Origin of the sequence: Amycolatopsis orientalis (genome assembly GCF_000943515.2) — a bacterium.
Lineage (GTDB): Bacteria > Actinomycetota > Actinomycetes > Mycobacteriales > Pseudonocardiaceae > Amycolatopsis > Amycolatopsis orientalis.
Map to the genome: position 1 here is coordinate 8,235,968 of NZ_CP016174.1, position 23,474 is coordinate 8,259,441.

24 protein-coding genes are annotated in these 23,474 nt (G+C 68.7%); 10 read left to right on the forward strand and 14 right to left on the reverse strand.

The window, feature by feature from the left end; genetic code table 11:
- Positions 1-162 precede the first annotated feature (162 nt).
- The 3 genes from SD37_RS35650 to SD37_RS35660 all read left to right on the forward strand — a co-directional run bounded on the left by SD37_RS35650 (position 163) and on the right by SD37_RS35660 (position 1,694).
- On the forward strand, positions 163-687 hold the full coding sequence (locus SD37_RS35650) for a PadR family transcriptional regulator (protein WP_037316413.1): 525 nt from the start codon (positions 163-165) through the stop codon (positions 685-687).
- A gap of 26 nt (positions 688-713) precedes the next feature.
- Positions 714-1,394, forward strand: coding sequence for an ABC transporter ATP-binding protein (locus SD37_RS35655; RefSeq protein WP_044854669.1), 681 nt, complete (start codon positions 714-716; stop codon positions 1,392-1,394).
- Between the two features lie 102 nt (positions 1,395-1,496).
- On the forward strand, positions 1,497-1,694 hold the full coding sequence (locus SD37_RS35660; protein WP_044854668.1) for a hypothetical protein: 198 nt from the start codon (positions 1,497-1,499) through the stop codon (positions 1,692-1,694).
- Between the two features lie 382 nt (positions 1,695-2,076).
- Here the strand turns inward: SD37_RS35660 and SD37_RS35665 are convergent, their stop codons facing one another.
- Positions 2,077-2,874 (reverse strand): TIGR02569 family protein, encoded by a 798-nt coding sequence (locus SD37_RS35665; RefSeq protein ID WP_044854667.1) that lies wholly within the window; start codon positions 2,872-2,874, stop codon positions 2,077-2,079.
- Positions 2,875-2,980: 106 nt separating this feature from the next.
- Here SD37_RS35665 and SD37_RS35670 point away from each other — a divergent pair, with 106 nt between their 5' ends.
- Positions 2,981-3,961, forward strand: coding sequence for a hypothetical protein (locus SD37_RS35670; protein ID WP_044854666.1), 981 nt, complete (start codon positions 2,981-2,983; stop codon positions 3,959-3,961).
- A gap of 516 nt (positions 3,962-4,477) precedes the next feature.
- On the opposite strand, the gene moeZ is transcribed toward SD37_RS35670, so the two are convergent.
- The 3 genes from moeZ to SD37_RS35685 form a co-directional block, all read right to left on the reverse strand.
- Entirely contained in the window at positions 4,478-5,656 is a 1,179-nt protein-coding gene (gene moeZ / locus SD37_RS35675) for an adenylyltransferase/sulfurtransferase MoeZ (RefSeq protein WP_037316677.1), read from the reverse strand.
- Positions 5,657-5,774: 118 nt separating this feature from the next.
- The gene (locus SD37_RS35680; protein WP_044854665.1) at positions 5,775-6,956 is read right to left on the reverse strand and encodes a DUF3152 domain-containing protein; all 1,182 of its coding nucleotides are present in this window, start codon (positions 6,954-6,956) and stop codon (positions 5,775-5,777) included.
- Between the two features lie 81 nt (positions 6,957-7,037).
- A complete protein-coding gene (locus tag SD37_RS35685; RefSeq protein WP_044854664.1) occupies positions 7,038-7,895 on the reverse strand; it encodes an alpha/beta fold hydrolase in 858 nt (285 codons plus the stop codon).
- Between the two features lie 283 nt (positions 7,896-8,178).
- On the opposite strand from SD37_RS35685, the gene SD37_RS35690 reads away from it, so the two are divergent.
- Positions 8,179-8,802, forward strand: a complete 624-nt coding sequence (locus tag SD37_RS35690) for a TetR/AcrR family transcriptional regulator (RefSeq protein ID WP_037316399.1) — start codon at positions 8,179-8,181, stop codon at positions 8,800-8,802.
- Between the two features lie 80 nt (positions 8,803-8,882).
- On the opposite strand, the gene SD37_RS35695 is transcribed toward SD37_RS35690, so the two are convergent.
- Both SD37_RS35695 and SD37_RS35700 read right to left on the reverse strand, forming a co-directional pair.
- Positions 8,883-10,301, reverse strand: coding sequence for an amidohydrolase family protein (locus SD37_RS35695; protein ID WP_044854663.1), 1,419 nt, complete (start codon positions 10,299-10,301; stop codon positions 8,883-8,885).
- Positions 10,302-10,431: 130 nt separating this feature from the next.
- Complete coding sequence (locus SD37_RS35700; RefSeq protein ID WP_145926809.1) at positions 10,432-11,472, reverse strand: amidohydrolase family protein; 1,041 nt, start codon at positions 11,470-11,472, stop codon at positions 10,432-10,434.
- A 102-nt stretch (positions 11,473-11,574) separates the two neighbouring features.
- On the opposite strand from SD37_RS35700, the gene SD37_RS35705 reads away from it, so the two are divergent.
- The gene (locus tag SD37_RS35705) at positions 11,575-12,111 is read left to right on the forward strand and encodes a carboxymuconolactone decarboxylase family protein (protein ID WP_044854661.1); all 537 of its coding nucleotides are present in this window, start codon (positions 11,575-11,577) and stop codon (positions 12,109-12,111) included.
- Positions 12,112-12,178: 67 nt separating this feature from the next.
- On the opposite strand, the gene SD37_RS35710 is transcribed toward SD37_RS35705, so the two are convergent.
- On the reverse strand, positions 12,179-13,102 hold the full coding sequence (locus tag SD37_RS35710) for an alpha/beta fold hydrolase (protein ID WP_044854660.1): 924 nt from the start codon (positions 13,100-13,102) through the stop codon (positions 12,179-12,181).
- Positions 13,099-14,007, reverse strand: a complete 909-nt coding sequence (locus SD37_RS35715; protein ID WP_044854659.1) for an AurF N-oxygenase family protein — start codon at positions 14,005-14,007, stop codon at positions 13,099-13,101. Before SD37_RS35715 ends, SD37_RS35710 begins: the two co-directional genes overlap by 4 nt.
- A gap of 50 nt (positions 14,008-14,057) precedes the next feature.
- Between SD37_RS35715 and SD37_RS35720 the strand changes: the two genes are divergently transcribed.
- Positions 14,058-14,837 (forward strand): TetR/AcrR family transcriptional regulator, encoded by a 780-nt coding sequence (locus SD37_RS35720; RefSeq protein ID WP_044854658.1) that lies wholly within the window; start codon positions 14,058-14,060, stop codon positions 14,835-14,837.
- Positions 14,834-15,160 (forward strand): DUF4873 domain-containing protein, encoded by a 327-nt coding sequence (locus tag SD37_RS35725; RefSeq protein ID WP_044854657.1) that lies wholly within the window; start codon positions 14,834-14,836, stop codon positions 15,158-15,160. Before SD37_RS35720 ends, SD37_RS35725 begins: the two co-directional genes overlap by 4 nt.
- A gap of 397 nt (positions 15,161-15,557) precedes the next feature.
- Here SD37_RS35725 and SD37_RS35730 read toward each other — a convergent pair whose 3' ends face one another.
- From SD37_RS35730 to SD37_RS35740, 3 genes are all read right to left on the reverse strand, one after another.
- The gene (locus tag SD37_RS35730; protein ID WP_044854656.1) at positions 15,558-16,838 is read right to left on the reverse strand and encodes an acyltransferase family protein; all 1,281 of its coding nucleotides are present in this window, start codon (positions 16,836-16,838) and stop codon (positions 15,558-15,560) included.
- Positions 16,839-16,952: 114 nt separating this feature from the next.
- Positions 16,953-17,183, reverse strand: a complete 231-nt coding sequence (locus SD37_RS35735; protein ID WP_005167610.1) for a DUF3107 domain-containing protein — start codon at positions 17,181-17,183, stop codon at positions 16,953-16,955.
- A gap of 61 nt (positions 17,184-17,244) precedes the next feature.
- Positions 17,245-17,898 (reverse strand): ferritin-like fold-containing protein, encoded by a 654-nt coding sequence (locus tag SD37_RS35740; RefSeq protein WP_037316674.1) that lies wholly within the window; start codon positions 17,896-17,898, stop codon positions 17,245-17,247.
- A gap of 462 nt (positions 17,899-18,360) precedes the next feature.
- On the opposite strand from SD37_RS35740, the gene SD37_RS35745 reads away from it, so the two are divergent.
- Both SD37_RS35745 and SD37_RS35750 read left to right on the forward strand, forming a co-directional pair.
- Positions 18,361-19,971 carry a DEAD/DEAH box helicase gene (locus tag SD37_RS35745; RefSeq protein ID WP_044854772.1) on the forward strand — a complete coding sequence of 537 codons (1,611 nt, stop codon included), beginning with the start codon at positions 18,361-18,363 and terminating at the stop codon, positions 19,969-19,971.
- Between the two features lie 38 nt (positions 19,972-20,009).
- Positions 20,010-21,404 (forward strand): Rv3212 family protein, encoded by a 1,395-nt coding sequence (locus SD37_RS35750; protein ID WP_044854655.1) that lies wholly within the window; start codon positions 20,010-20,012, stop codon positions 21,402-21,404.
- Between the two features lie 42 nt (positions 21,405-21,446).
- On the opposite strand, the gene SD37_RS35755 is transcribed toward SD37_RS35750, so the two are convergent.
- The 3 genes from SD37_RS35755 to SD37_RS35765 form a co-directional block, all read right to left on the reverse strand.
- Complete coding sequence (locus SD37_RS35755; RefSeq protein WP_044854654.1) at positions 21,447-22,091, reverse strand: hypothetical protein; 645 nt, start codon at positions 22,089-22,091, stop codon at positions 21,447-21,449.
- Positions 22,092-22,208: 117 nt separating this feature from the next.
- The gene (locus SD37_RS35760) at positions 22,209-22,553 is read right to left on the reverse strand and encodes a hypothetical protein (protein WP_044854653.1); all 345 of its coding nucleotides are present in this window, start codon (positions 22,551-22,553) and stop codon (positions 22,209-22,211) included.
- A gap of 27 nt (positions 22,554-22,580) precedes the next feature.
- Positions 22,581-23,450 (reverse strand): RecB family exonuclease, encoded by an 870-nt coding sequence (locus SD37_RS35765; RefSeq protein WP_044854652.1) that lies wholly within the window; start codon positions 23,448-23,450, stop codon positions 22,581-22,583.
- Between the last annotated feature and the right edge of the window lie 24 nt (positions 23,451-23,474).

The window sequence follows — 23,474 nt, forward strand, 5'->3', positions numbered from 1 at the left end:
TTGAAGGTAGGTAGGCCGTGTTACCTGAAAACTCCTGAATGTTTCAGGCGTTTGACATTGCCTGCCGACGGCGAAGGTCACACCGTGAGGTCACGTCGCCAGGTCGAGGGCTATACACTCGATGTATAGACGGTGCGTATACACACTGTGTATAGTCACCGCATGTCCATCGGGAACACCCTGCTCGGCCTGCTCGAAGCCGGCCCCAAGCACGGCTACGACCTCAAGCAGCTCTACGACAAACAGTTCCGCCAAGACCGCCCACTGCACTACGGGCAGGTCTACTCGACGCTGAACCGGCTCCTGAAGAACGGCCTGGTCGAAGAGAACGGTGTCGAAGCGGGCGGCGGACCGGACCGGAAGCGGTACGCCATCACCGAAGCCGGGGTCACCAACGTCGAAGAATGGCTGAAAAGTCCGGAAAATCCCTCCGTCTACCTGCAGAACACGCTCTACACCAAGGTCGTGCTCGCGCTGATGTCCGGCCGCGGCGCCCAGGACCTGCTCGACGCCCAGCGCGGCTCCCACCTCCGCACGATGCGTGAGCTCACCGCCCGCAAGACCACCGGCGACCTCGCCGACCAGCTCATCTGCGATCACGCGCTGTTCCATCTCGAAGCGGATCTGCGGTGGCTGGAACTCACCGCCGCCCGGCTCGACGATCTCGCGCGTCAGCTCGGGCGCTGAGCCGCTCACAATCCGGGGGACTCACAGTGGAAACATCGTTGTTACAAGGCTCGGGCCTGTACAAGGCTTTCGGCCCTGACCAGGCGCTGGCCGGGGCGGGGCTCGCACTCGACCCCGGCGAGATCGTCGCCGTCATGGGGCCCTCGGGTTCCGGGAAATCGACCCTGCTGCACTGCCTGTCCGGCATCGTCCGCCCGGACGAGGGGTCGGTCCTGTTCCGCGGCCGCGCGCTGTCGGCGATGTCCGACGCCGAACGCAGCGCCCTGCGGCGGACGGAATTCGGTTTCGTCTTCCAGTTCGGCCAGCTCGTCCCCGAACTGACCTGCCTGGAGAACGTCGCGCTGCCGCTGCGGCTCGGCGGGACGAAACGCCGTCCCGCGGAACGGCTCGCGCGGACCTGGCTCGACAGGCTGCAGGTCGGGGACGTCGCGGGCAACACACCCGGCCGGGTCTCCGGCGGGCAGAGCCAGCGGGTCGCCATGGCCAGGGCGCTGATCACCGAACCGTCGGTGATCTTCGCCGACGAACCGACCGGCGCGCTGGACTCGCTCGGCGGCGAACTGCTGATGCGGCTGCTTTCGGAGACCGCGAAGCAGACGAACGCCGCGGTCGTCCTGGTCACCCATGAACCGCGGGTGGCCGCGTACTCCGATCGGGAGGTCATCGTGCGGGACGGCCGGACACGCGAACCGGCGGTGACCCGATGAGCGCGCGGGAAGATCTGCGTCGGCGGGGAACGCCTACGAAAGCAGGCAACAGCGCGAGAGGCTGCGTACGCGAACTTTCACGCGACCTCCGGCATCTCGCCGTTGACCGTGGTCGCGATCGTGACCGGCGTCGGCATCGCCGCGCTGGCGACCAGGCTGCTGACGAATCCGCTGGTCGTGGACTGGGCTGGGGTGGGGGCGCTCGCCGGAGCGGCGGTCGCGGTGGTCCTCGTGGTGACCGCGTCCGCGTTCCCGGCGGTGCGTTCGGCCGCGCGGCTGGAAAGCCTGCGGACCGAATAGGCCGGTCCGTGAAGGCATCCTTCCCCACTCTGAGGGTCAGGGTCCCGGCAAAGTCGGCATCGTGCAGGTCAGGGATCTCTTGTCATGGCGCAGGCCGCCTATGAAGGAATTGGGACGTTGAGTGTCCCAATTCCTTCATGAACGCCGGGCTCGCACCGGTTGCGGACCTTGCTCAACAGAGGATCAGGGACATGCCCCGGAACCCGGCACACCCCCGAGTGTGGAGGATTTGGGACGTTCAACGTCCCAAATCCTCCACACTCGAACCTCGCAGGCACCAGTGATGTCATCACATCCGGACCATCAAGAGCAGCGCCGATCAGCAACTCTGCGACTTTGCCGGGTCCCTACTCCGAGGATAGGGAAGGAGGCCTTCACGGCCTTACAGCACGGCGCTCACATCGCGCGCGGCGGCGCGGAGGCCGTCGTGCGCCGCTCGCGTCGACCGCGGGTCGAGGGCGTTGGCGGCGAGGCGGAAGAGGACGGCCCGCAGGAGAAGCTGGGGCCACTGCGGGAGATGCGCCCAGCGTTCGAGGAGTTCGATGGTGGCGCCGCCCCAGGCGAGCGCGTCGACCGCGACGATCGCGGCACCCCATTCACCGGGCCGGTAGTACGGAACGAAATCGACGATCCCGGGGGCCGCGTCGCCGTCGAACAGGACACCGGCGAGCAGTTCGCCGTGGACGACCTGATCCGGCAGTTTGACCGGTCTTCGGGACCCGGCCAGTACCTCGAACCAGCGGCCGCCCTTGTGCTCGTCGAGGGACATGTCCGCTTCGCCCCAGGCGAGTTTGTCGGCCAAAGCTTCGATATCGGTGCGGCGCCCCAGGAAATCCGGCCGCGGCAGCCCCGCCGTCGCACGGTGCAGTTTGACCGCCGCGTGCACGACCTCGTCGTACCGGTGCTCGGCGGTACCGGACACGAACCGGTTCGCCGACCAGCCGCCGACCACCCACCGGCCGTCGCTGGACCGGACCGGCTTCGCCACCCTCAAGCCCGGCTCGTTGACGGCTTCCAGCGCGCGGGCCGTCCACAGCGTCCGCGACTTGTCCACGACCGGCTTCAGGACGAGGTCGCCGTAGCGCCACGCAGTGGTGCCGGGCAGCGGTTCCGCCTCACCGATACGTCCGCCGAACGCCGTACAGACGTGATCCGGAGGGCTTTCGAGGGTCGCACGCACGGCACGGGACGTTACCCCGTCTTCCGCGCCACGAACGAGAAGACGCGCTGATCACCTGAGTAGCGATACTCAAGACAACATCACTCTGACCTGCCATTCTTCGGCCATGGTCCCCCGAACGGCCCAAGGCCGATTCACCGATGGGCAGCTCATCGCCCTCCAGCTCGTGTCGCTGTGGCTCGTGGGCACGCTCGGCGCCATCACCGTCGGCTGGCTCGTCGTGCTCGCCGCGTTCCTGCACGTTCCCTGGCTGGCGCTGCCCGCCCCGATCCTGTCGATCGGGACGGCGTACCTGGCCGGTTACACCGCCCGGACCGTCTCTCCCCTGACGGTGCGCCCGTGGCCGAGGCTGGGCTGGGCGTTCGCCGTCGGGATCTCCGGCGTCCTCGGCGCGATCTTCGTGGTGGAGGTGGCGGAAGCCTTCGATCCCGTCGAGTGGGTGGCGATCCCGTTCCTCGGGCTGCCGGTGGCGCTCGCCGCGGGCCTGTTCGTGAGTGACTGGCGGGTGCGGGCCGCCGCCGGAATCCTCGGTGTGGCAGTGGTGGCCGGTGGCATCGCCGGTCCCGCCGCGCTACCCGAAGACACCGCCGCCCGGCGGCTGGCCTCGGCGGGCGTCCCGCACGAACGCACCCTCGCGGCCGACCTCGGCTCACAACGTCTTCCGGTCAAGGCGACCGAAGACTCCGGCTCCCTGATCGTCGAGTACGCCCCGCAACTGTGGGTCTCGCCCGTATGGACCTTCGTGACCGACGCCGTCGAAAGCTGCGAAACGTCGGTGAAGACAGACTGGCGGCTCGACAACGCGACGTGCGCTCAGGTCGGCGAAGGAGAGTTTCTGCGCAAGAACACCGAGAAGATCGAGTTCATCCAACGACGCGGAGCGGTCTCGCTGCACGTCGCGGGCAACCACAACTGGAAGCCCGACGAACTCCGGGAGCTGGCCGCGAAGACGCATCCGCTGACCGACGCCGAGATCATCGCGGCCCTGCCGAAGGCGAAGAGCGGGCACCGCACGGACGTACCCGCGGAGTACGCGAAGTTCGTGCGCTCGATCTTCAGCGGCGGTTCGATCGGCTTCGGCCGCTGACCCGCGGGAAGCAGCAAGGGACCTTTGCTATCGCTTGGTCGCCGCAGAGCCTGTGTGGAAAAAGGGACATCGAGTATGCCTATTTCCACACAGCCCTTGGGCTCAGCGAGCGTTCGCGGTCCGACCGTGCCTCTGGTTCCCGATGTCGCGTTGGGGACGCTGAGCGTCTTCACCTGCGGCATTGGCACAGTGTTCTTCGAGCTTGGGATGTGGCGCCCGTGGCCGCGGCTTGGTGTCCGCGTCCATGAAGGAATTGGGACGTTGAGTGTCCCGATCCCTTCATGGACGAACCCGGGGCGACCCGCGACGGCCGTGTCGTCTTGGCCGTCACCAAAAATGGCGACAGAACCGCGGCCGCGAACCAGGCCGGCGCGAGCGCCTCGCTTGAGACGTTGAGTGTCCCAAGCGAGGCGCTAAGAACAGCAAGGGACCTTTGCTATCGCCTGCTCAGGCAGGCCAAGCGAGCGATAGCAAAGGTCCCTTGCTCCCTTTCCGCAGGTCAGCGGGCCGGGATGCTCAGTAGGTCGGCAGGCTCTGGTCGATCTGCCGCGCCCAGGCCAGCACGCCGCCACCGAGGTGGGTCGCGTCCTTGAACCCGGCCTTGTGCAGGGCCGCCAGCGCCTCCGCCGAACGCGCGCCCGACTTGCAGTGCAGCACGATCGGCTTGTCCTGCGGCAGTTCCGACAGCGCCTCGCCCGAGAGGATCTTGTCCTTCGGGATGAGCGTCGCGCCCTTGATGTTCACGATCTCGTACTCGTGCGGCTCGCGGACGTCGATGAGGGCGAAGTTGTCGCCGTTGTCGAACTTGGCCTTGAGTTCCGCCGGAGTGATCGTGTGCCCCGAAGCGGCCGAAGCCGCTTCGTCCGACACAACACCACAGAAAGCTTCGTAGTCGATGAGCCCGGTGATCTTCGGGGTCTCCGGATCCTTGCGGATCTTGACCTCGCGGTACTTCATCTCCAGCGCGTCATAGCTGACGAGCCTGCCCAGCAGCGGCTCACCGATACCGGTGATCAGCTTGATCGCCTCGTTGACCATGATCGAGCCGATCGACGCGCACAGCACGCCCAGCACGCCACCCTCGGCGCACGACGGGACCATGCCGGGCGGCGGCGGCTCGGGGTAGAGGTCGCGGTAGTTGAGGCCCTTGCCGTTCGGCGCGTCCTCCCAGAAGACGCTCGCCTGGCCCTCGAACCGGTAGATCGAGCCCCACACGTACGGCTTGCCGGTGAGCACGGCGGCGTCGTTGACCAGGTACCGCGTCGCGAAGTTGTCGGTGCCGTCGAGGATCAGGTCGTACTGCTCGAACAGTTCGAGCGCGTTCGACGACTCCAGCCGGTCGGTGTGCAGGTGCACCTTGACGAACGGGTTGATCTCGGCGATCGACTCCTGCGCCGACGCGGCCTTGAGTTTGCCGATGTCGGACTGGCCGTGAATGACCTGGCGGTGCAGATTCGATTCGTCGACCTCGTCGAAGTCGACGATGCCGAGCGTGCCGACCCCGGCCGCGGCCAGGTACAGCAGCGCCGGGCTGCCGAGGCCACCGGCGCCGATGACCAGCACCTTGGCGTTCTTCAACCGCTTCTGCCCGGTCACCCCGACGTCCGGGATGATCAGGTGACGGCTGTACCGGGCCACCTCTTCCTTGGTGAGCTCGGCGGCCGGCTCTACGAGCGGCGGCAGCGTGCCTGACATCGGGTCCTCCATCTCGCGTGGATCGCGGGTCGCATCCCAGTATCTACAACACGAAGAGGCGGAAACGACTTCCCTTGTTTCATATCCTGGGAAATTCCAGCAGGTGAGACCGCGAAGCCTAAGGTGTCGGATTCGGCCAGGAACCGGGTTTGCAGACCTTGCCGTCCGCGGGCACCTTGCCCCGGTCCCCGCCGGGCAGGTTGTTCAGCTGCGCGACGAAGTCGTTGGAGACGCCGAACGTCTGCTGCATCATCACCGGCGCGATTCCGCCGTCCACCTGGCAACCGACGTGCTTGCCGCCCAAGGCGTGGCCGACTTCGTGGTTGATAGCGTACTGGCGATAACCGGTCATGTCGCCCTGGAAGGCCATGGCCCCGCGCACCCAGCGGGCGAGGTTGATCACCACGCGCTTGTCGAAGCTGGAGCGGTAGCAGGAGGTCTCATAGGTGATCTGGAACATGCAGACGTCCGCGCGGTGCGTGGTGTTCGGCGTGGTGAGGCTCACGCGGAACGTCGGGTTCGGGTAGCTCGCGTCGACGCGCTGGAGCGCCTTCTTCCCGTCCCACGTCCAGCTCTTGGGATTGGAGAGAGTGTCCTGCACCATCGTGGCGAAGCTGTCGTCACCGGCGTAACTGGCCGGCTCGATGCCGTCCTCGACCTCGATCGTGTAGGTGAACAGCTGACCCGTCCCCACCTTGGGCCCGGAACCCGGCACCACGTGATAGGTGCCCTTACCCGACTCGGTGAAGGGGCCGCCCTTGGGCAGGTCCGCGGTCGGGATCTTGAGGTCGACCGGTTTGGCGGGGTTCTCCGGGAGGACGTCGCCACCCCCGTCGACACCCGCCCCCGGCTCGCCGCCGTTGCCGGCGGAACCGTCCGCCCCGTCGGACGAAGCCAGGCTCGTCCCGTCGGAGGCGATCGGCTCGGGCGGGCCGGTGGCGGTGTTGAACACGACCAGCGCGGTGATCACCACGAGGATCGGCAGCGCGTACACGCGCCAGCCATAGGTCTTGGCGAAGCGGCCGATGCCGCTCCCGCTCTGGCGCTTGGCGCTCTGGGGACGGGCGGCCCCGGACTCGTGCGGCTTCCAGGACGCGCTGAGCGGCTGGGCGCTGGTCCGGCGGGCGCCGGGGCGGTAGCGATCTTCGTCCAGTCGCTGCGACGGCGGCGGCGAGGGCCGGTACTGGCCGGTGCGCGGAACGTCGGGATCCCGGGGCTGTGGACGCGCCGAACGACGGGCGGATGCGGAGTACTGAGACCGCCGACCTTCGCCCTGCGCGCCTTGCTTCACCCGGTCCACGGGCACCAGGGTGCCATAACCGAACTGTGATGTTGTGAGCGACCGGCGCAGCGCACCGCGTGTCCTGCTGCCCCGAATGGGCTACCAGGTGCCCGATTCGACCGATTCCCACATCCCCAAAACGGCCTTCGCTACTACATTCGGGCGTTCCATCTGCGCCACATGGCCGGTTCGGGGGAGAACGAGCAACCGGGCGTGCGGGATCAGGCGAGCGGTGCGTTCCGCGCGCCGGACGGATATCACTCGGTCGTGCTGCCCCCAAATGACCAGTGTCGGCGTGGCGACCGTCGGCGCGACGGCCCACAGCGACGCCGGGCCGCGCGCGGACCACGTCCGGAAGATGCCGAAGGTGCTGCGGGCCAGCGCGGGCGCGGCCCAGGCGAATCCGGCACGGGCGCTGTGCTCCTCCTCCAGTTCGTTCAGCCTGCTTTCGGCGAACCGGGCCGGGTCGGCGAAGCACAGGTTGATGACCTGCATGGCGCGTTCGCGGGGACCGAGCGCGGCCAGCTGACGGCGGACCCGCGGGCCGATCAGCGGCAGATAGGCGAACGCCATCCGCGGGTCGGACAGCCGCTTCATGCTGGGGCGGAGGTCCGGCATCGCGGGCGAGATCAGCGTCAGCGTCTTCACCAGTTCCGGACGGCGGGCCGCGACGAGCAGCGCGACCGCGCCGCCCATCGAGTTGCCGAACAGGTGCACCGGCCCGGCGTCGAGGCTCTCGATGTGGCTCGCGACGATCTCGGCGTGCGCGTCGAGACTGAAGGTGAATCCGTCCGGCGGCTCCGAGTAGCCGAAACCCGGCAAATCGATGGAGGTGCCCGCCGCCTGGGGCGCCAGGAGCGCCGCCAAGTCGGTCCAGTTCGTGGACGAGCCGCCGAGGCCGTGGACATAGACCGCCGTCTCGGGGCCGCCGGGGGTCCGGCGGATGTGCAATTTCACCCCGCCGACACCTATTGTTTCCCCGGGCCACGGCGACGGCGCCGGGTCCAGCGACGGCAGTGACCTGCGCGACAACGGCACGTGGGTCAACGGCGGGCGGTCACCGGTGGCACGGGAAACTGAGGAAGACACAGCATCAAGGATGCCCGACCCTTGGCGGTCCGGCCGTACCGGCGAGTAATCTCGAGTTCACTTCACGCGGCGGTGACCCCGCCCCGCGGAGCCCCGCTCGACTGCGCTGACGCGTTCTCGGCGGAGACGAGTGCCTCGAACTGGAGGAACGATGACAGAAATGGCGCGACTGCAGGCGCGAGGCGTCCGCCTGCCCAGGACGGAACGCCGCGCCCAGCTGCTGGCCGCCGCGCAGCGGGTGTTCGCCGCGAACGGATACCACGCCGCCGCGATGGACGAGATCGCCGAAGAGGCCGGGGTCAGCAAGCCGGTTCTCTACCAGCACTTCCCCGGCAAGCTCGACCTCTACATCGCGCTGCTGGAGAGCCACGTCGACGAACTGGTGCGGCGGGTCAAGGAGGCACTCGACTCCACGACGGACAACAAGCAGCGCGTCCCGGCGACCGTCGGCGCCTTCTTCGACTTCGTCAACGGTGACGCCGGTGCGTTCCGGATGGTCTTCGAATCCGACCTGCGTGGCGAGCCCGCCGTGCAGGAGGCGGTGGACCGGGCGACGTCGGCCAGCGTCGACGCGATCACCGAGACCATCACCGCGGACGCGGGCCTCGACGAGGACAAGGCGCGGCTGCTCGCCGTCGGCCTCGTGGGTCTCTCGCAGGTCAGCGCGCGGTTCTGGCTGGCGCACCACAAGTCGATGAGCCGCGAAGAGGCCGTCGCCCTCACCGCCAACCTCGCTTGGCGGGGCATCGGCGGCGGTTTCCCGCTCCAGCACTAAAAGCCGCGTTTCGTCCTCTGGATGCGGTCCTTGCGCGTGCAACTACCGCATCCAGAGGACGAAACGCATGGGTTACCGGGTCACTGGGGCAGCAGCTTCTTGATGCGGTCGGCCGCGGCCTGGGCGTCGGCGACGACCTTCGCGGTGTCGAGACCGACAACGCGGCCTTCGCGCTTGAGCGCGCGGCCGTCGACGAACACCCACGAGACGTTCGCCGGCTGGGTGTTGAAGACCAGCTGGTTCACCCAGTCCACCTTCGGCGCGAAGTTGACCGCCTGGGCGTCGACCACCTGCAGGTCCGCCCGCTTGCCCGGCGTCAGCGACCCGATCTCCTTGTCCATCCCGAGCGCCTCCGCGCCGCCGAGGGTCGCCATGCGCAGGACGTCCGCCGTGGTCGGATAGACCGCCGGATCCGTCGTGGTCGCCCGCTGGAGACCGACGGCCGCGCGCATCACGTTGAACATGTCGCTCGTGTCGTTGGTGCCGCCGTCGAGGCCGAGCCCGACCTTCATGTTCCGCTTCTTCATCTCCGGCAGCCGGATCACGCCCGACGCGAGCCGCATGTTCGACAGCGGGTTGTGCGCCACGCTGACCCCGGCGGCCGCGAGTTCGTCGAGGTCGGCGTCGGTGGTCTGGATGACGTGGTTCGTCACCAGCCCGGGGTGCAGCGCGTTCGCCCGGCGGAGCGCGTCCATCTGGCCCGCGGTCAGGTCGGCCTTCGATTCGAGCAGGTGGACGTTCAGCGAGACGCCGAGTTCGCGCGCGAGTTTCTCCGACGCCTCCACACTCGGGAAGTTCCCGGTGGACGGATGCGTGCCGATCTGCAGGCGGGCCAACGGGTTCGGGTCGATGACTTCGCGCTTCACCCGGCGGATCTCGTTCTGCAGCGCGGGATCGGTGGTGCCGTTGTAGGAGTAGAGGAACCGCAGTTTCGACTCGCCGAGCGCACGGAGGCCGCCCTTGGCGAAATCGGTGTTGAACGCGTGCGACCACTCGGTGACCGTGGTGATCCCGGTCGAGACGACGTCGGCGGCGGCGAGCTTGGTGCCCGCGTACGCGTCCGCGTCGGTCACCGGCGCTCGGTACAGCGGGATGACGCATTTGCCGAGCCAGCCGATGAGTTCCTTGTCTGCCGCGCAACCGCGGATGAGCGACTGCCACAGGTGGTTGTGCAGGTCGACGAACCCGGGCAGCACGATTTTGCCGCGGCCGTCGACGACCCGGGCGTCACCGGTTTCGAGGTCCTTGCCGACCTGCTTGATCTTGGTGCCTTCCAGCACGACGTCGGCGTCGGCGAGGGCGCCGAGCGGTCCTTCGCCGAGGCTCGGGTCCATCGTGAGCACCATCGAGGCGTCGCGGATGACGACCCGGCCGGTGCCGGTGAAGTCCGCGTTCCCGGCTTCGGTCGGCTGACCGCCGAGGTCGCTGAGCAGGGCGGCGCCGAGGACCACGGCGAGGGTGAGGGTGAAGACGGACAGGATGGATCTGCGCTGTTTCATCGTTCCAACTCCCCAGTCGAAAGCAGCGATGCGAGATCACGCTAGCGGACCGAGGACGGCCTCGTGAGTGGTGATGAGGGTTCTAACCCTCATTACCGCTCACGAGAGCAAGGGACCTTTGCTCTCGTTTTCACCTGACGCGGACGCCCCGCAGCACGACGGCCACCGGGTGTTCCAGCTGCTCCAGGTCCGCTCGCGGATCCTCGGCGTAGACGACGGCGTCGGCGGGCGCTCCCGGCACGAGTCCTGGCAACCCGAGGTACTCGCGCGCGGCCCACGAGCCCGCGGCGAGCGCGTCGTGCGGCCGCAGTCCCGCTTCGGCGAGGGCGCGGATCTCGACGCCGACGCGTCCGTGCGGCCGGGAATCCGTACCGGCGAGGATCGTCACCCCGGCCTCGGCGGCCGCGACGACCAGCGCGGGGTGCGCCTCCGCGCCGCCGACGTACCACCGTTTCCACGGGTTGTCCTCGCGTTCCCGCGCGGCCACCAAGGATGACCGGAACACCGAAAGCGTCGGCGTGAGCGCGGTTCCGCCGGCGGCCATTTCCGGCAGGAACCCGGTGTCCAGCCACATTCCGTGCTCGATCGAGTCGACTCCCGCGGCCACCGCGGCCTCACCACCCGCGGCATGCTGCGAATGCACCGCGACGCGTCCGCCGACCGCGTGCACCGCCTCGACGACGGCGGCCATGACGTCGGACGGCACCGGCTCGTCCCCGACCCGCCAGTCCGCGATGATCTTGGCCCACCCGGTGCGTTTCGCCTGCGCCGCGGCGAACACGGGCAGCTCGGCGTGGGTGGCACGGCGGCCCCAGCCGTCGAAGAACTGGCCGTGCTGGGCGATCCACGGCCCGGCGTGCACCGCGCGGGGCAGGCCGGGTTCGGCGCCGAACCACTCGGGCGGCTCACCGGGCAGCCCCGGTGAGCGGATCATCGTGACCCCGGCGTCGACGTGCCGGTGCAGATCGGCGCGCAGGATCTCTTCGTCCATCGGGTCGCCGGGCTCCTCGGCCCCGGGATGCGTGTGGGCGTCGACGAGGCCCGGCAAGAGCCAGCCTTCGGCGACCAGGTCCGCACCCGGGACCGGATCGGTGGTCCAACGGTCGCCGTCGGCGTAGAGATCGACGTACTCGCCGTCCGGAAGTGCTCGGCCCCGGATTCTGACGATCACAATGCCCCCTCGCACTCGTGTTGCGCCATCCAGCGGCACCGCGCCGAGCCGGGTTTCGGCTATGAATCGAGCGACCGCGTTGCCGATCCGCGAGGAGTCACCATGCCCCATATCGCGCTCGACGAGAACCTTCCCGGCATCACCGCCTTGTTCGCCTACCGGCCGGAGACGGCGGCGCCGCTCGGGCAACTCGCCGAGGTCCTGCTCCGCGGTCCGAGCAGCCTCAGCGTGGGCGAACGCGAACTGATCGGCGCGGTCGTCTCGCGCGGCAACGACTGCACGTTCTGCTCACGCAGCCACGCCGCCGTCGCCGCCGAAGCGCTCGAAGGCGGCATGCCGGTCGTCGAAGCGGCTTGGAAAGACGTCGACGGCGCACCCGTGTCGGCGAAGGTGAAGGCGCTCCTGCACATCGCGCTCGCCGTTCGCGAAAGCGGGAAGTCCGTGGGCGAAGACCTGGTCGAGATCGCTCGCGCGGAGGGCGCGACAGACGTCGAAATCCACGACACGGTCCTGATCGCGGCCGCCTTCTGCATGTTCAACCGCTACGTCGACGGGCTGGCCACGGTCGCCATCGACGACCAGGACGCCTACCAGGAGGTCGGCGTCCGTCTCCTGGCGAACGGCTACACAAACCTCTGAAGGGAGCAAGGGACCTTTGCTACCGCTTGCCCCACCGAGAGCGGCAGCAAAGGTCCCTTGCTTCCTTTCAGACCCTCGCGGCGCGGCGGACGAGTGCCGCGATGCGGTCCGAAACCTCCTGTGCCCGTTCCTGCGGAAGCATGTGCCCGGCGCCCGGGTAGCGCACGAACTCCGCCTCCGGCAGCGCGTCGGCGATGACCTTGGCGTGCGGCGGCGGGCAGAGCCGGTCCCGCTCCCCCGCCAGCACGATCACCGGCGTCCCGGCCAGCGCGGCCAGGGTGACGCGGCAGTCGTGCCGCGAGATCGCGTCCTGGAACCCGGCGACGCTCGCGGGATGCGCGCACAGCAGCTGCTCCGCGACCGAGTCCACGTCCTCCCGCCGCGGCCTCCGCCCGAAGACGAGCAGCCGCGCGCCGGGACGCACCACGGACAGCGGCAACGGCAAGGCATCACGGCGGTTCTTCGCGAGCAGCTTCGCGAGCCGTCGTTCGAACCTCGCCGCGCCGCTGCCCGCGATCCCCGGCAAGCCGAGGGTGATCCGGTCCATCTCACCGGACGACGTGGCGACGAACGCGACACCGGCGACGCGCCCGGCGACGAGTTCGGGGTGCCGCCGGGACAGTTCCATGATCGTCATACCGCCCATGGAATGTCCCGCGAGCACGATCGGACCGTTCGGTACGCGGTCCGCGATCAGTTCGGCGAGATCGTCGGCGAGGGTCTGGATCGTCGCCGTCCCCGGTTTCGCCGGCGCCGAACCGCCGTGCCCGCGCAGGTCGTAGCGCAGGATCCGGACCGAATCACCGAGCCGCGAGACCACGCCGTCCCAGGTGCGGTGGTCCTGGGTCCAGCCGTGCACCAGAACCAGGGTGAGTTCGGAATCGGCCGGACCGCTCGTCTCGACGTGGAGAGCGGTGCCGTCACCGGTCACGAACCGGTGTTCCCGCGACGGGTCCCAGGAAACGACGCCGCGCTGCTTGACGCCCCTCATCGTTTCCCCGGCAGCAGGAAGGACTTGCGCCAGAAGTACATGCCGGGCTTGCCGACCAGACCGGACTCCTGCAGGAACGGCATGATCTTCTCGCCTGCCCACTGCACGCTTTCGCGCCAGTGCGGGTTGTTCAGGGCGGCTTCGACGCCGTCACGCGGACGGATGCCGACGGCCTTGTAGACGTTCGGGTTGATGAAGGCCCGCGTCACGAAGTACGAAATGAGCGCGATGATGAACTGCTGGTAGAGGATTTCCTTCTTCGACAGCTTCGCCATCCCGCGAGTGACCTCTTCGCGGGCGAAGGTGACGTGCCGGGCTTCCTCGAGCACGTGGATCCGGTTGACCATACGCACCAGCGGCTGGATGTCCGGGTCGTTCATCTGCTCGCGCTGAAGCCGGTCCAGGACCTCTTCGGCGACCAGGATGGCGCCGTAGCGCGCGGGCCCGTAGCTGATCGTCGGCATCAGTTTCGCGAGGCGCCGCAGCCACGGCACCGGCCCGTACGACGGGCAGCCGATCCGCGCCGCCATCCGCGCGAACATCGTCGAGTGACGGCATTCGTCCGCGATCTCGGTCAGCGCGTACTGCGCGTGCGAGCTGGTCGGGTCTTCGTCGTAGACCTCCTTCAGCAGCATCTGCATCAGGAGGATTTCGAACCACAGCCCCGTCGTGGCGACGCTCGCGACCTCGTGCTTGCCGAGTTCGATGCGCTGTTCCTCGGACAACGAGTCCCACAGCTTCGTGCCGTAGAGCGAGGAACGATGGGCGGGGATGTAGCGCTTCCCGTCCACGAGTGGAGCGTTCCAGTCGATGTCGACGTCGGGGTCGTAGAACTTGTTGGCGGAGGACTTGAGCAGCCGCTCGGCTGTCTTCTCCCGGTCCGTTTCCTTCAGCGCCCGCGTCATTGCCGACACACCCCTATCTGTAACTCGCGGTAACAGTTACCTCTGGTAGCATGACTTGGGTGATCGAACGTGTCAAGCGCAACAGCAAGCAGTCGAGCAAGCACCCCACGGCGGACGAAGCCGACACGGGTGACGCGCGCCGCGACCGCTGGCGCAAGCACCGGATCGCCCGCCGCGCGGAGTTCGTCGAGGCCGCCCTGCGGGCACTCGACACCCATGGCCCGGATCTCGGCATGGAGGACGTCGCCGCCGAAGCTGGCGTCACGAAACCCGTGCTGTACAGGCATTTCGACGACAAGGCCGATCTGTACGTCGCGCTCGGGCAGCGCGGCACGGAGATCCTGTTCCAGCGGCTGATCCCGGCCATCAACGCCGAACTCGCCCCGGTACCGCGGATCCGGATGGCGCTGGACGCGTTCTTCAGCGTCATCGAGGAGCACCCCAACCTGTACCGCCTGCTCGCGCGCGGCGGCCTGCAGGAGAAGGTGCTCGTCAAATCCGACGTGGTCGCCGAGGACAAGGAACTCATCGCCACCGCGCTGACCGCGCTGCTCGGCGACTACATGCGGATGTTCAACATGGACTCCGGCGCCGCCGAACCGTGGGCGCACGGGATCGTCGGCATGGTGCAGAGCACCGGTGAATGGTGGCTGGACCGGCGCTCGATGGGCCGCGACAGCGTCGTCGAATACCTGACGCAGATCATCTGGGCCGCGATCGACGGCCTCTCCCGGCAGCAGGGCATCGTCATCGACCCGAACCTGCCGCTCGAAGAGAACAAGGTCGTCCAGATGCGCAAGAGCCAGGACAAACAGGTGGAGGGTCAATGAGCGAGCACGACGAAGACGGCTACTCCGGCGAAGCGGTCCTCGTGATCGACGGGGCCGAAGTCCCGGCCACGGTCGAGCTGCGGGGCTATTTCCAGCCCATCGACGGCTTCTACCGCTGGTACGGCCGCGTGGCCACCAACGAGCAGGTGTCCGCCGCCGTCGGCGGCAAGAAGACCGCCGTCGAGATCCGCGCGGGCGAGTACAGCGCGAAGGGCGAACTCTCCGACCCGGACCCGTGGGACCGCTACCGCATCATGGGCACCAGCACGCCGCCGTTCCACGTGCCCACCAGCCTCGAAGAGCTGAACGAACTCAACGCCTGACCTCCGAAGTAGCACTGGCGCCTGCAAGGTTCGGGCGTGGAGGATTTGGGACGTTGAACGTCCCGAATCCTCCACGCCCGGGGGTGCGCCGGGCTCCGCGACATGTCCTGCTCCCGTGTGATCGAGCCGGGCGACCGGGTGCGAACCCCGCGTTGATGAAGGAATGGGGACACTCAACGTCCCAAATCCTTCATCGTCGGCCTGCACCATGACGAAGATGTGCCCGAAGGCGGCCAGCCTCGCCACGTGTGCAATGAAAGGCTCTTTCCTTGCAAATTTTGCAAGGAAAGAGCCTTTCATTGCACCGGCGGGGTGCGCCGCCGCCCACAAGAAGAGAGCAAGGGACCTTTGCTACCGCCGAGGCGATACCAAAGGTCCCTTGCTCTCTTTCCGCAGGTCAGCCGCGTCGCTGAGCGGGTATCCGCACCACCGCGCCCAGGTACTTCGGCCAGTTCGACAGCTTGTTCATCGCCCATTCCAGCGGTCCGCGCCCGATGAACTTCCGCCACAGCACCGCGGCGGTCAGCGCGACCACCGAGAACTCGACGAAGTGCAGCACGCTGAAGATCGCGTCGCCGTCGCTCGCGTCCCACAGCAGCGCGATCGCCACGAAATGCAGCACGTACGCGCTCAGCACCCGCCCGCCCAGATCCGAAAGCGGCCGCAGCACGCGCTCGAATCTCGGCATCAGCAGCTGGCAACCGCCGATCACCGCCGCCGCGATCCCGATCGAGATCAGCAGGTCGAACGGCGTGTACGAGGTCCCTGTCGGCAAGAGTTCCCAGGCCCAGCTGGTGGTCGGCGGCGTGCCGTGGATCCAGGTCTGGTGGAGCCGGAAGAACTCCGGCGGCGTCATGCCCATCTGCGCCGCGGCCGGCTCCAGCGAGCGGTAGACGGCCTGCATCCCGCCAAGCGGCCCGGTCGCGATCCAGGAGACGAGGTACCCGCCGACGGCCAGCGCCGACCCGCCGAAGAACAGGCGGCGGCAGACGCTGCGCGAGGTCAGGTCCATCCGCCCGATCGACATCCCCGCGAACACGTACGCCATCAGCGTCAGCGCGGGGAACGTACCGGTCAGGACGAGGACGGTCGCGGCCTTCAGCAGACCTGTCGACGTGACGTCGTCCGCGGTCAGATCCGGCGCGAAGAACAGCAGGTCACGCGGCAGGAGCCGGGCCCTGACCAGATGCGAGAGCAGCGGGGCGGCCACGGCGACGACGACCGCCGCGATCGCCAGCGCCTTCGCGCTCGCGCGCAGCCACGGGATGGCGAAGAGGAAACAGGCGCCGTAGTAGGCCAGGATCACCATGTAGCCGGTTTCGAGGCTGGTCAGCCACAGTCCCAGCGCCACCAGCAGCGGCGCGCGCGTCGCCAGTTTCAGCGCGACGCGAGTGCGGGCCCGGCCCTGTTTCGGCCGCCGCCCGCCGGACATCAACGCGATCGACACCCCGGCGAGCACCGCGAACAGCGCCGCCGAATGGCCTTCGAAAGGCTTGAACAGCACCCCGACGCCGCCTTTGACCGGATCGGGGCCGACATGCACCGCGTACATGCCGAGTACGGCCAGGCCGCGGGCGACGTCGATACCGGTCAGCCGCCCCGCGACCCGCTTGCCTTGTTCGGGAACAGTGCGCGCGCTGTCGACCAGCGCGCGGTCCATCACAGTGACGCCGTCCACCTCATCTCTCGGCTAGCCCCCTGCCGTCCCCGCATCAGCGTGACGATCAAATCTGAGAGCGAGCTGAGACGCGGTGGTGACGCCGCTGTGACATGCGACTAGTACCCGATCGGGTCAGCCACCGACGGCGAAGCCGACCTTGCGGACATCCGACGGCGCGATCTCGACGTAGGCGATCCGGTCGGTGGGCACGATGTACTTGCGGCCCTTTTCGTCGTCGAGGCGGAAGATCCCGTCGCCGGCCCTCAAGGCGTTCGCGACCAGTTCCTCGACCTCGTCGGGCGACTGGCTGCTGGACACCACGAGCTCCCGCGGCGTGTCCTTGATGCCGATCTTGACCTCCACGTGGGACCTCCGCTGAGAAAGTTCGAAATTACTTGTCCGCCAAAGGCTAGCCGAAGGAACCTCAGCCGAGCCCGAGCACCTGCATGCGCTTGGTGTGCCCCTGCTGCAACCGGCGGAACAGCGCGGCGATTCCCGAAAGGTCGCCCGACCCTTCCACGATCAGTTCGGCGAGCCCGTCCCGCTCGGCGACGACGTACTGGGCCTGCGTCAACGCCTCGCCCAGCAGACGGCGGCCCCACAGCGCCAGCTTGTCCTTCGCCTTGCGGTCGGCCTCGATCCCGGCCGCGACTTCGCGCTCGGCGAACGCCGAATGCCCGGTGTCGGCGAGCACGGTGAGCACCAGATCCTTGGTCTCCGGGTCGAGCCAGCTGGCCATCTCGCGGTAGAGATCCGCAGCGAGCCCGTCGCCGACGTAGGCCTTCACGAGTGACTCGAGCCAGGACCGCGGCTTGGTGGAGGCGTGCCAGGCGTCGATGTGCCCGACGAACGGCCGCATCGCGTCCTCGATCGCGACGCCGTGCGCCGCGAGGTGCTTGGTGAGCAGGTCGTAGTGCCCGATCTCGGCGGCCGCCATCGACGCCAGCGCGGCCCGGCCGGACAGCGTCGGCGCGGTGCGCGCGTCCTCGGCCATGCGATCGAATGCGGACAATTCCCCATAGGCGAGTACGCCGAGCAAATCGACTACGCCCTCACTGATCTGCTTTGCCTCCGTCACGGCGGAAAGGGTATCGCCGAACACACCCCTGAGGTGCGGAAGAGACCGATCCCACCCTCCTCGGCGCGGCGGGGACTATCGCAAAAGCGCAGATCAGGTAGACTGGCCGACGGAAACGACGGATCTACCGTCCGGACCGGAACGCTGCTGCGGCTGAAGGACAGCCGGCGCGGCCCCGGTCAGCACAAGAATGATGTGCGTGCACGCCATCCTGCGGCATTCCCACGAAGGGCCGCTTCAGCGCCAGTAGCGCGGAGCCGAGCGAATTTTCGTGGTCGAGTGTCGATCCGGTGACCAGGGCAGTGCGCGCTGGTCACGAGAGAGGCGAGCACCCTGACCACGAACGAAACCACAACCGAAGAGAACACCGCCACCGGCGTCCCGGAGGCCGTCGCGCTGGAGCACAGCGAGTCAGGACCGGCGGCGCTCGACGTGTCACACCCGCTGCAGGCGGGCGCGCCGGTGGAACCCGAGGCCCCCTCCTTCGCCTCCTTCGGCGTCAAGCCGGAGATCGTGAAGGCGCTGAGCGAGGCCGGGATCGAACGCACCTTCGCCATCCAGGCACTGACCCTGCCGCTGGCCATGGCGGGCGACGACCTCATCGGTCAGGCCCGCACCGGCATGGGCAAGACGCTGGGCTTCGGTGTCCCGCTGCTGCACCGCGTCGAGGTCCCCGGCGACGGCACCCCGCAGGTACTGGTCGTCGTGCCGACCCGTGAGCTGTGCATCCAGGTCGCGAACGACCTCAAGGGCGCGGGCAAGCACCTCGGCATCCGCACCCTGGCCATCTACGGCGGCCGCCCGTACGAGCCGCAGATCGCCGCCCTCCGCAGCGGCGTCGACGTCGTCATCGGCACCCCCGGCCGCCTGCTGGACCTGGCCGAGCAGAAGCACCTGGTGCTGGGCAAGGTCCGCGGCCTGGTGCTGGACGAGGCCGACGAGATGCTCGACCTGGGCTTCCTGCCCGACATCGAGCGCATCCTGCGGATGGTCCCGGACAAGCGGCAGACGATGCTGTTCTCGGCGACCATGCCGGGCCCGATCATCACGCTGGCCCGCACGTTCCTGACCCAGCCGACGCATATCCGCGCCGAGGAGAACGACGCCGGCGCCATCCACGAGCGCACCACCCAGTTCGTCTACCGGGCGCACTCGATGGACAAGCCGGAGCTGATCGCCCGCGCGCTGCAGGCCGAGGGCCGCGGCCTGACGATGATCTTCACCAGGACCAAGCGCACCGCGCAGAAGGTGGCCGACGAACTCGTCGAGCGCGGTTTCGCGGCCGCCGCCGTCCACGGCGACCTGGGCCAGGGTGCCCGCGAGCAGGCGCTGCGCGCGTTCCGCTCCGGCAAGGTCGACGTGCTGGTCGCCACCGATGTCGCCGCCCGCGGTATCGACATCGACGACGTCACGCACGTGATCAACTACCAGACGCCCGAGGACGAGAAGACCTACGTCCACCGGATCGGCCGCACCGGCCGCGCCGGGCGCACCGGTGTCGCGATCACCCTCGTCGACTGGGACGAGGAACCGCGCTGGAAGCTGATCTCCGACACCCTCGGCCTCGACATGCCCGAGCCCGCCGAGACGTACTCCTCGTCCAAGCACCTGTTCAGTGACCTCGGGATCCCCGAGGGCACCACCGGCCGTCTCCCGCTGTCGAAGCGGACCCGCGCCGGCCTTTCGGCCGAGGTCGAAGAAGACCTGGGCGGCAAGCGCCGTGGTCCCCGCGGGGCCAAGGCCCGCACCACCGACGAGGAAGAGGCGCCCCGCAAGCGCAACCGCACGCCGCGCAAGCGGACCCGTGGCGGCGCCAACGCGGCCGCCGAGATCGAGGCGGCGGACGCCGCGGCCGCGGCTTCGGCGGAGGGCACCGAAGGCGAGAGCACTGAGGGTTCTTCGGAGGCCCGCACTCGCACGCGCCGCCGCAGTCGTGGCGCCGCGAAGCCGAGCCCGGAGGTCAGCGGTCCGGCGGTCGAGAAGGAGGCAGGCGACAGCGCCGAACGTCCGGCTCGCCGACGCCGCCGTCGCCGTCCCTCGGCGACTTCTGATACACCTGCGTCGGCAGACTGAGCACCTTCAGGACCGCGGACGTGGGGAGCTAGGGGCACGTGAGCGAACGCTGGGACGCCGCGCCGGAGAACGATCCGGTGCGGCCCGAGCCCGTCGATCCCGAACAGCCGTCGGACGGCGGTGAACCGGAGACCACGGCCGCGATCGGCACCGAGGACGTCCTGGACGCCGAACCCGCCCAGCCGGTGGCCGCCGAGCCGCCGCTGGGCGGGAAACGCGCCCGGCGGTCACCGTGGAACCGCACGCGGGATCGCGTGCTCGCCGCGGCGATCGTCGTGGTCGTCGCCGTCACCGGGGTCGTCATCGGCGTGAACAGCGACAACGCGGCAACGGTCGCGCAGGTCGCCGCCACGCTGCCACCCGACCTCCCCCTGGCACCGGCGGCCGTGCCCGGCTCCCTGACCGAGCTGTGGCAGGCACCGAGTTCGGCGACACCCGTCCCGATCGGTGAAGCCAACAGCGTCGTCACCGCCGACAAGGGCGAAGTACTCGGCCGGGATCCGCTCACCGGCACCGTCCGCTGGCGCTATTCCCGCGATCTCGAGCTGTGCACCGTCGCCCTCGCCGGGATCAAGGTGGACGCGGTGTACCGCAAGGACACCGGCTGCAGCGAGGTCACCCAGCTCGACACCGGCACCGGGCGCCGCACCGCGCAGCGCAACGGCGACGCCGAACTCGGCACCCAGTTGGTCGTCGACGGCTCGCACGTCACCACGACCGGCAAGAAACTGCTCAACACCTGGCGTGACGACCTGGTCAAGAGCATGGAGTACGGCGAGGTCCCGGCCGTCGTCCAGCCGAACAAGCAACCCCGGACGGGCTGCACGTACGGCACGGTGGCCGCCGCGTCGGGCAAGATCGGTGTGATCGAACGCTGCCCCGGCGATCCGGCCGACCGCTTCACCGTCTACCGCGCGAGCAACGACGAGGCCGACGAACCGAAGGTCGACTACAGCACCGTGCTCGCCGGGAAGAACGCGAAACTCGTCGCGATGTCCGGCGATCTCGCGCTGCTCGTGCTCCCGGAACAGAAACTGCTGGTCATCTACGGCGGCGACGGTATGCAGAAGTCGGCGTACCCGCTCGACCTGCCCGCCGCGGACCTCGCGAACGACCCCGCGGGCGGGATCATGACGACCTCGTGGACCGCGCAGGGCGTCTACTGGTTCACCGGCTCGAAGACCATGGCGTTCTCACGGGACGACCTCACGCCGCGCTGGACGCTGAACAATTCCGTCGGCCCCGGGGTGACCTTCGGGGACCAGCTGGTCGTGCCGATCCAGGGCGGCCTGGCCGTCCTCGACGAGCTGACCGGCACCACGATCCGCACCGTCGGCGTCGACCGGCACGGCTACACCGGCCCGGTTCGGCTCGCTTCCGTCGGGCCCGTGCTGTTGGAGCAGCGCGGCCCCACGCTGGCCGCCCTCAAGTGACCGCCGGGCGATAGCAAAGGTCCCTTGCTCCCCCGGCGCAGGTCAGCGCGTCGTCGAGGTCTTGGCACGGGATCGGCCGAGTTCCTTCCAGCACCATTGGCCGCCCTCGCCGGCGAGGGTGCCGGCGGCGGTGCGGGAGCGCCCGTCGACGCTCAGCTTGACGACCACCGAGTACTCGATTTCGGAGACCTTCGTGAACTCGCCGAGCGTCGCGTTCGCCACTTCGTCGACATGCTCGATGGCCTGGTCGATGTCCTCGTCCGCGTTCACGCACTTGAGCGCCCTCAACGCGGTCTTGTCGTGGGCGTTGATGCCCGCGACGACCGCCCGCGCGACCGCTTCGGGGCTTGCCGTTTTGTCGGCCTCGTCGTCGCCGAGGAAGAACCCGGGAGCGACGAACCCGGTGATGGCCAGCGTGACCACCACCACGGCAGCGGCGGCGATGGCCACCAGCACGCCGGTCTTGTTGTTCTTCGGTGGTGCGGGCGGCCCGCCGAAGCCCTGGGGGTACTGCTGGTTCTGCCCGTACTGCTGCTGGCCGTAGCCGGGGTACTGCTGCGGCTGCGGGTACGCGCCGCTCTGGTCGTAAGGGCCCTGCTGGTACTGCTGCGGTGGGGGCTGCTGCCCTGAGTACTGCTGCCCGCCTTGGCCGTGATCGGGCTGTCCTGGCTGGGGTGGGTAGGTCATCAACGGTGCCCTTCGTCTTCGCTGCTGGGCAGCGTGGTCTTCCACGACGTGCCCGATACCGCCCAGTTTCCAGCGACAGAAGGGGTTTTTGGTCAGCGTGGCATTTTCCTGCCGCTGTCAGCTCCACCAGAACAGGCTCAGCGCGGCCGTCACGCTCACCACGACACCGAGACCTGCGAAGCCCGCGACGCGGCCGTTCCGCGCGTCAGCGGTCCGCTGCGCCAGCACGGCGAGTACCGCCGCGACCGGATGCCCGATCAGCATCAGGGGACCCGGCCCCGGTGCGGCGGTGAAGAGACAGATCCCGGCGATCACCAGCACGCAGGTCGCGAGTACGACCATCCCGGCCGCGAGCGAACCGGTCAGCCCGCGCCAGAACCGTCGGCGTTCAGGCACCGTGGACTCGCCCGAGCCCACGGGCAGTGGTGTGGTCGCGAGCTGTTCGGTGTCCGGTGACGACACGTCCTCGCCTGTCCAATCGTCGAGACCTCAGGAATCCAGCGGTGCCAGCAGCTCCCACGGCTGAGCCTGGGGTCCGGCCTCCTGGCCCGCCGCGCAGCTGGGCCGGAAATCGCACCACGAGCACCGGCGGCCGGGGCGCGCCGGGAACAACACGTCCTCGTCGCCGCCCGCGTTCAGGGTATCCGTTGCCAGCCGCAGGTCCCCGGCGGTCTCGTCGGCGCGTTGGAGATGCCGCTTGAGGCTCTCCTCGGTGTGCTCCGCGGCCGCGATGGTGCCGCTGGGCACGTGGTGCAACTCGACCTGGTAGCACGGCGTGCGCAGCGTCCTGGCGGCCGCGACCGCGTACAGCGCCAAGGCCTGGGAGGAGCGCGCCTCGTACTCGTCCGGCGCACGGCGGCCGGTCTTGTAGTCGATGATCACCAGTTCCCGGCCGCGCTGGTCGATGCGGTCGGCGCGGCCCTCGATGATGAGGCTGGGCCCGCTGCCCGGTTCGAGCGTGACGGGCGCCGAAACCCAGCGCTCCAGCCCGACCGGATCGACGCTGACGTCGTTGTGCTCGACGTAGTCCGCGACCCATGCCTTGGCACGGGCACGGTAGCGGGCGGCCTGGTCGGTGTCCTCGAACCCGGCGTCCTTCCAGTGCTCGGCGACGAGCGCCATCGCCCGCTGCGGCACCCGCTTGATCACCGGCAGGTCGAACAACGCCCGCAGTGCGTTGTGTACCACCGCGCCGAGCGTGCTGTGCGCCCATGCCCCGGTGCGGGTCGGGGACGGGCGGTCGAGATACGACATGCGGTAGCGGCGCGGGCAATCTTCGAACGTCGCGAGGCGCGCGGGCGAGACCTTCGTCAGCTTGCGCGGCGCCTCGACGCCGAAGTCGAAACCAATCTGCTCCATCGGATCACCCCGCCCGCAACGCTA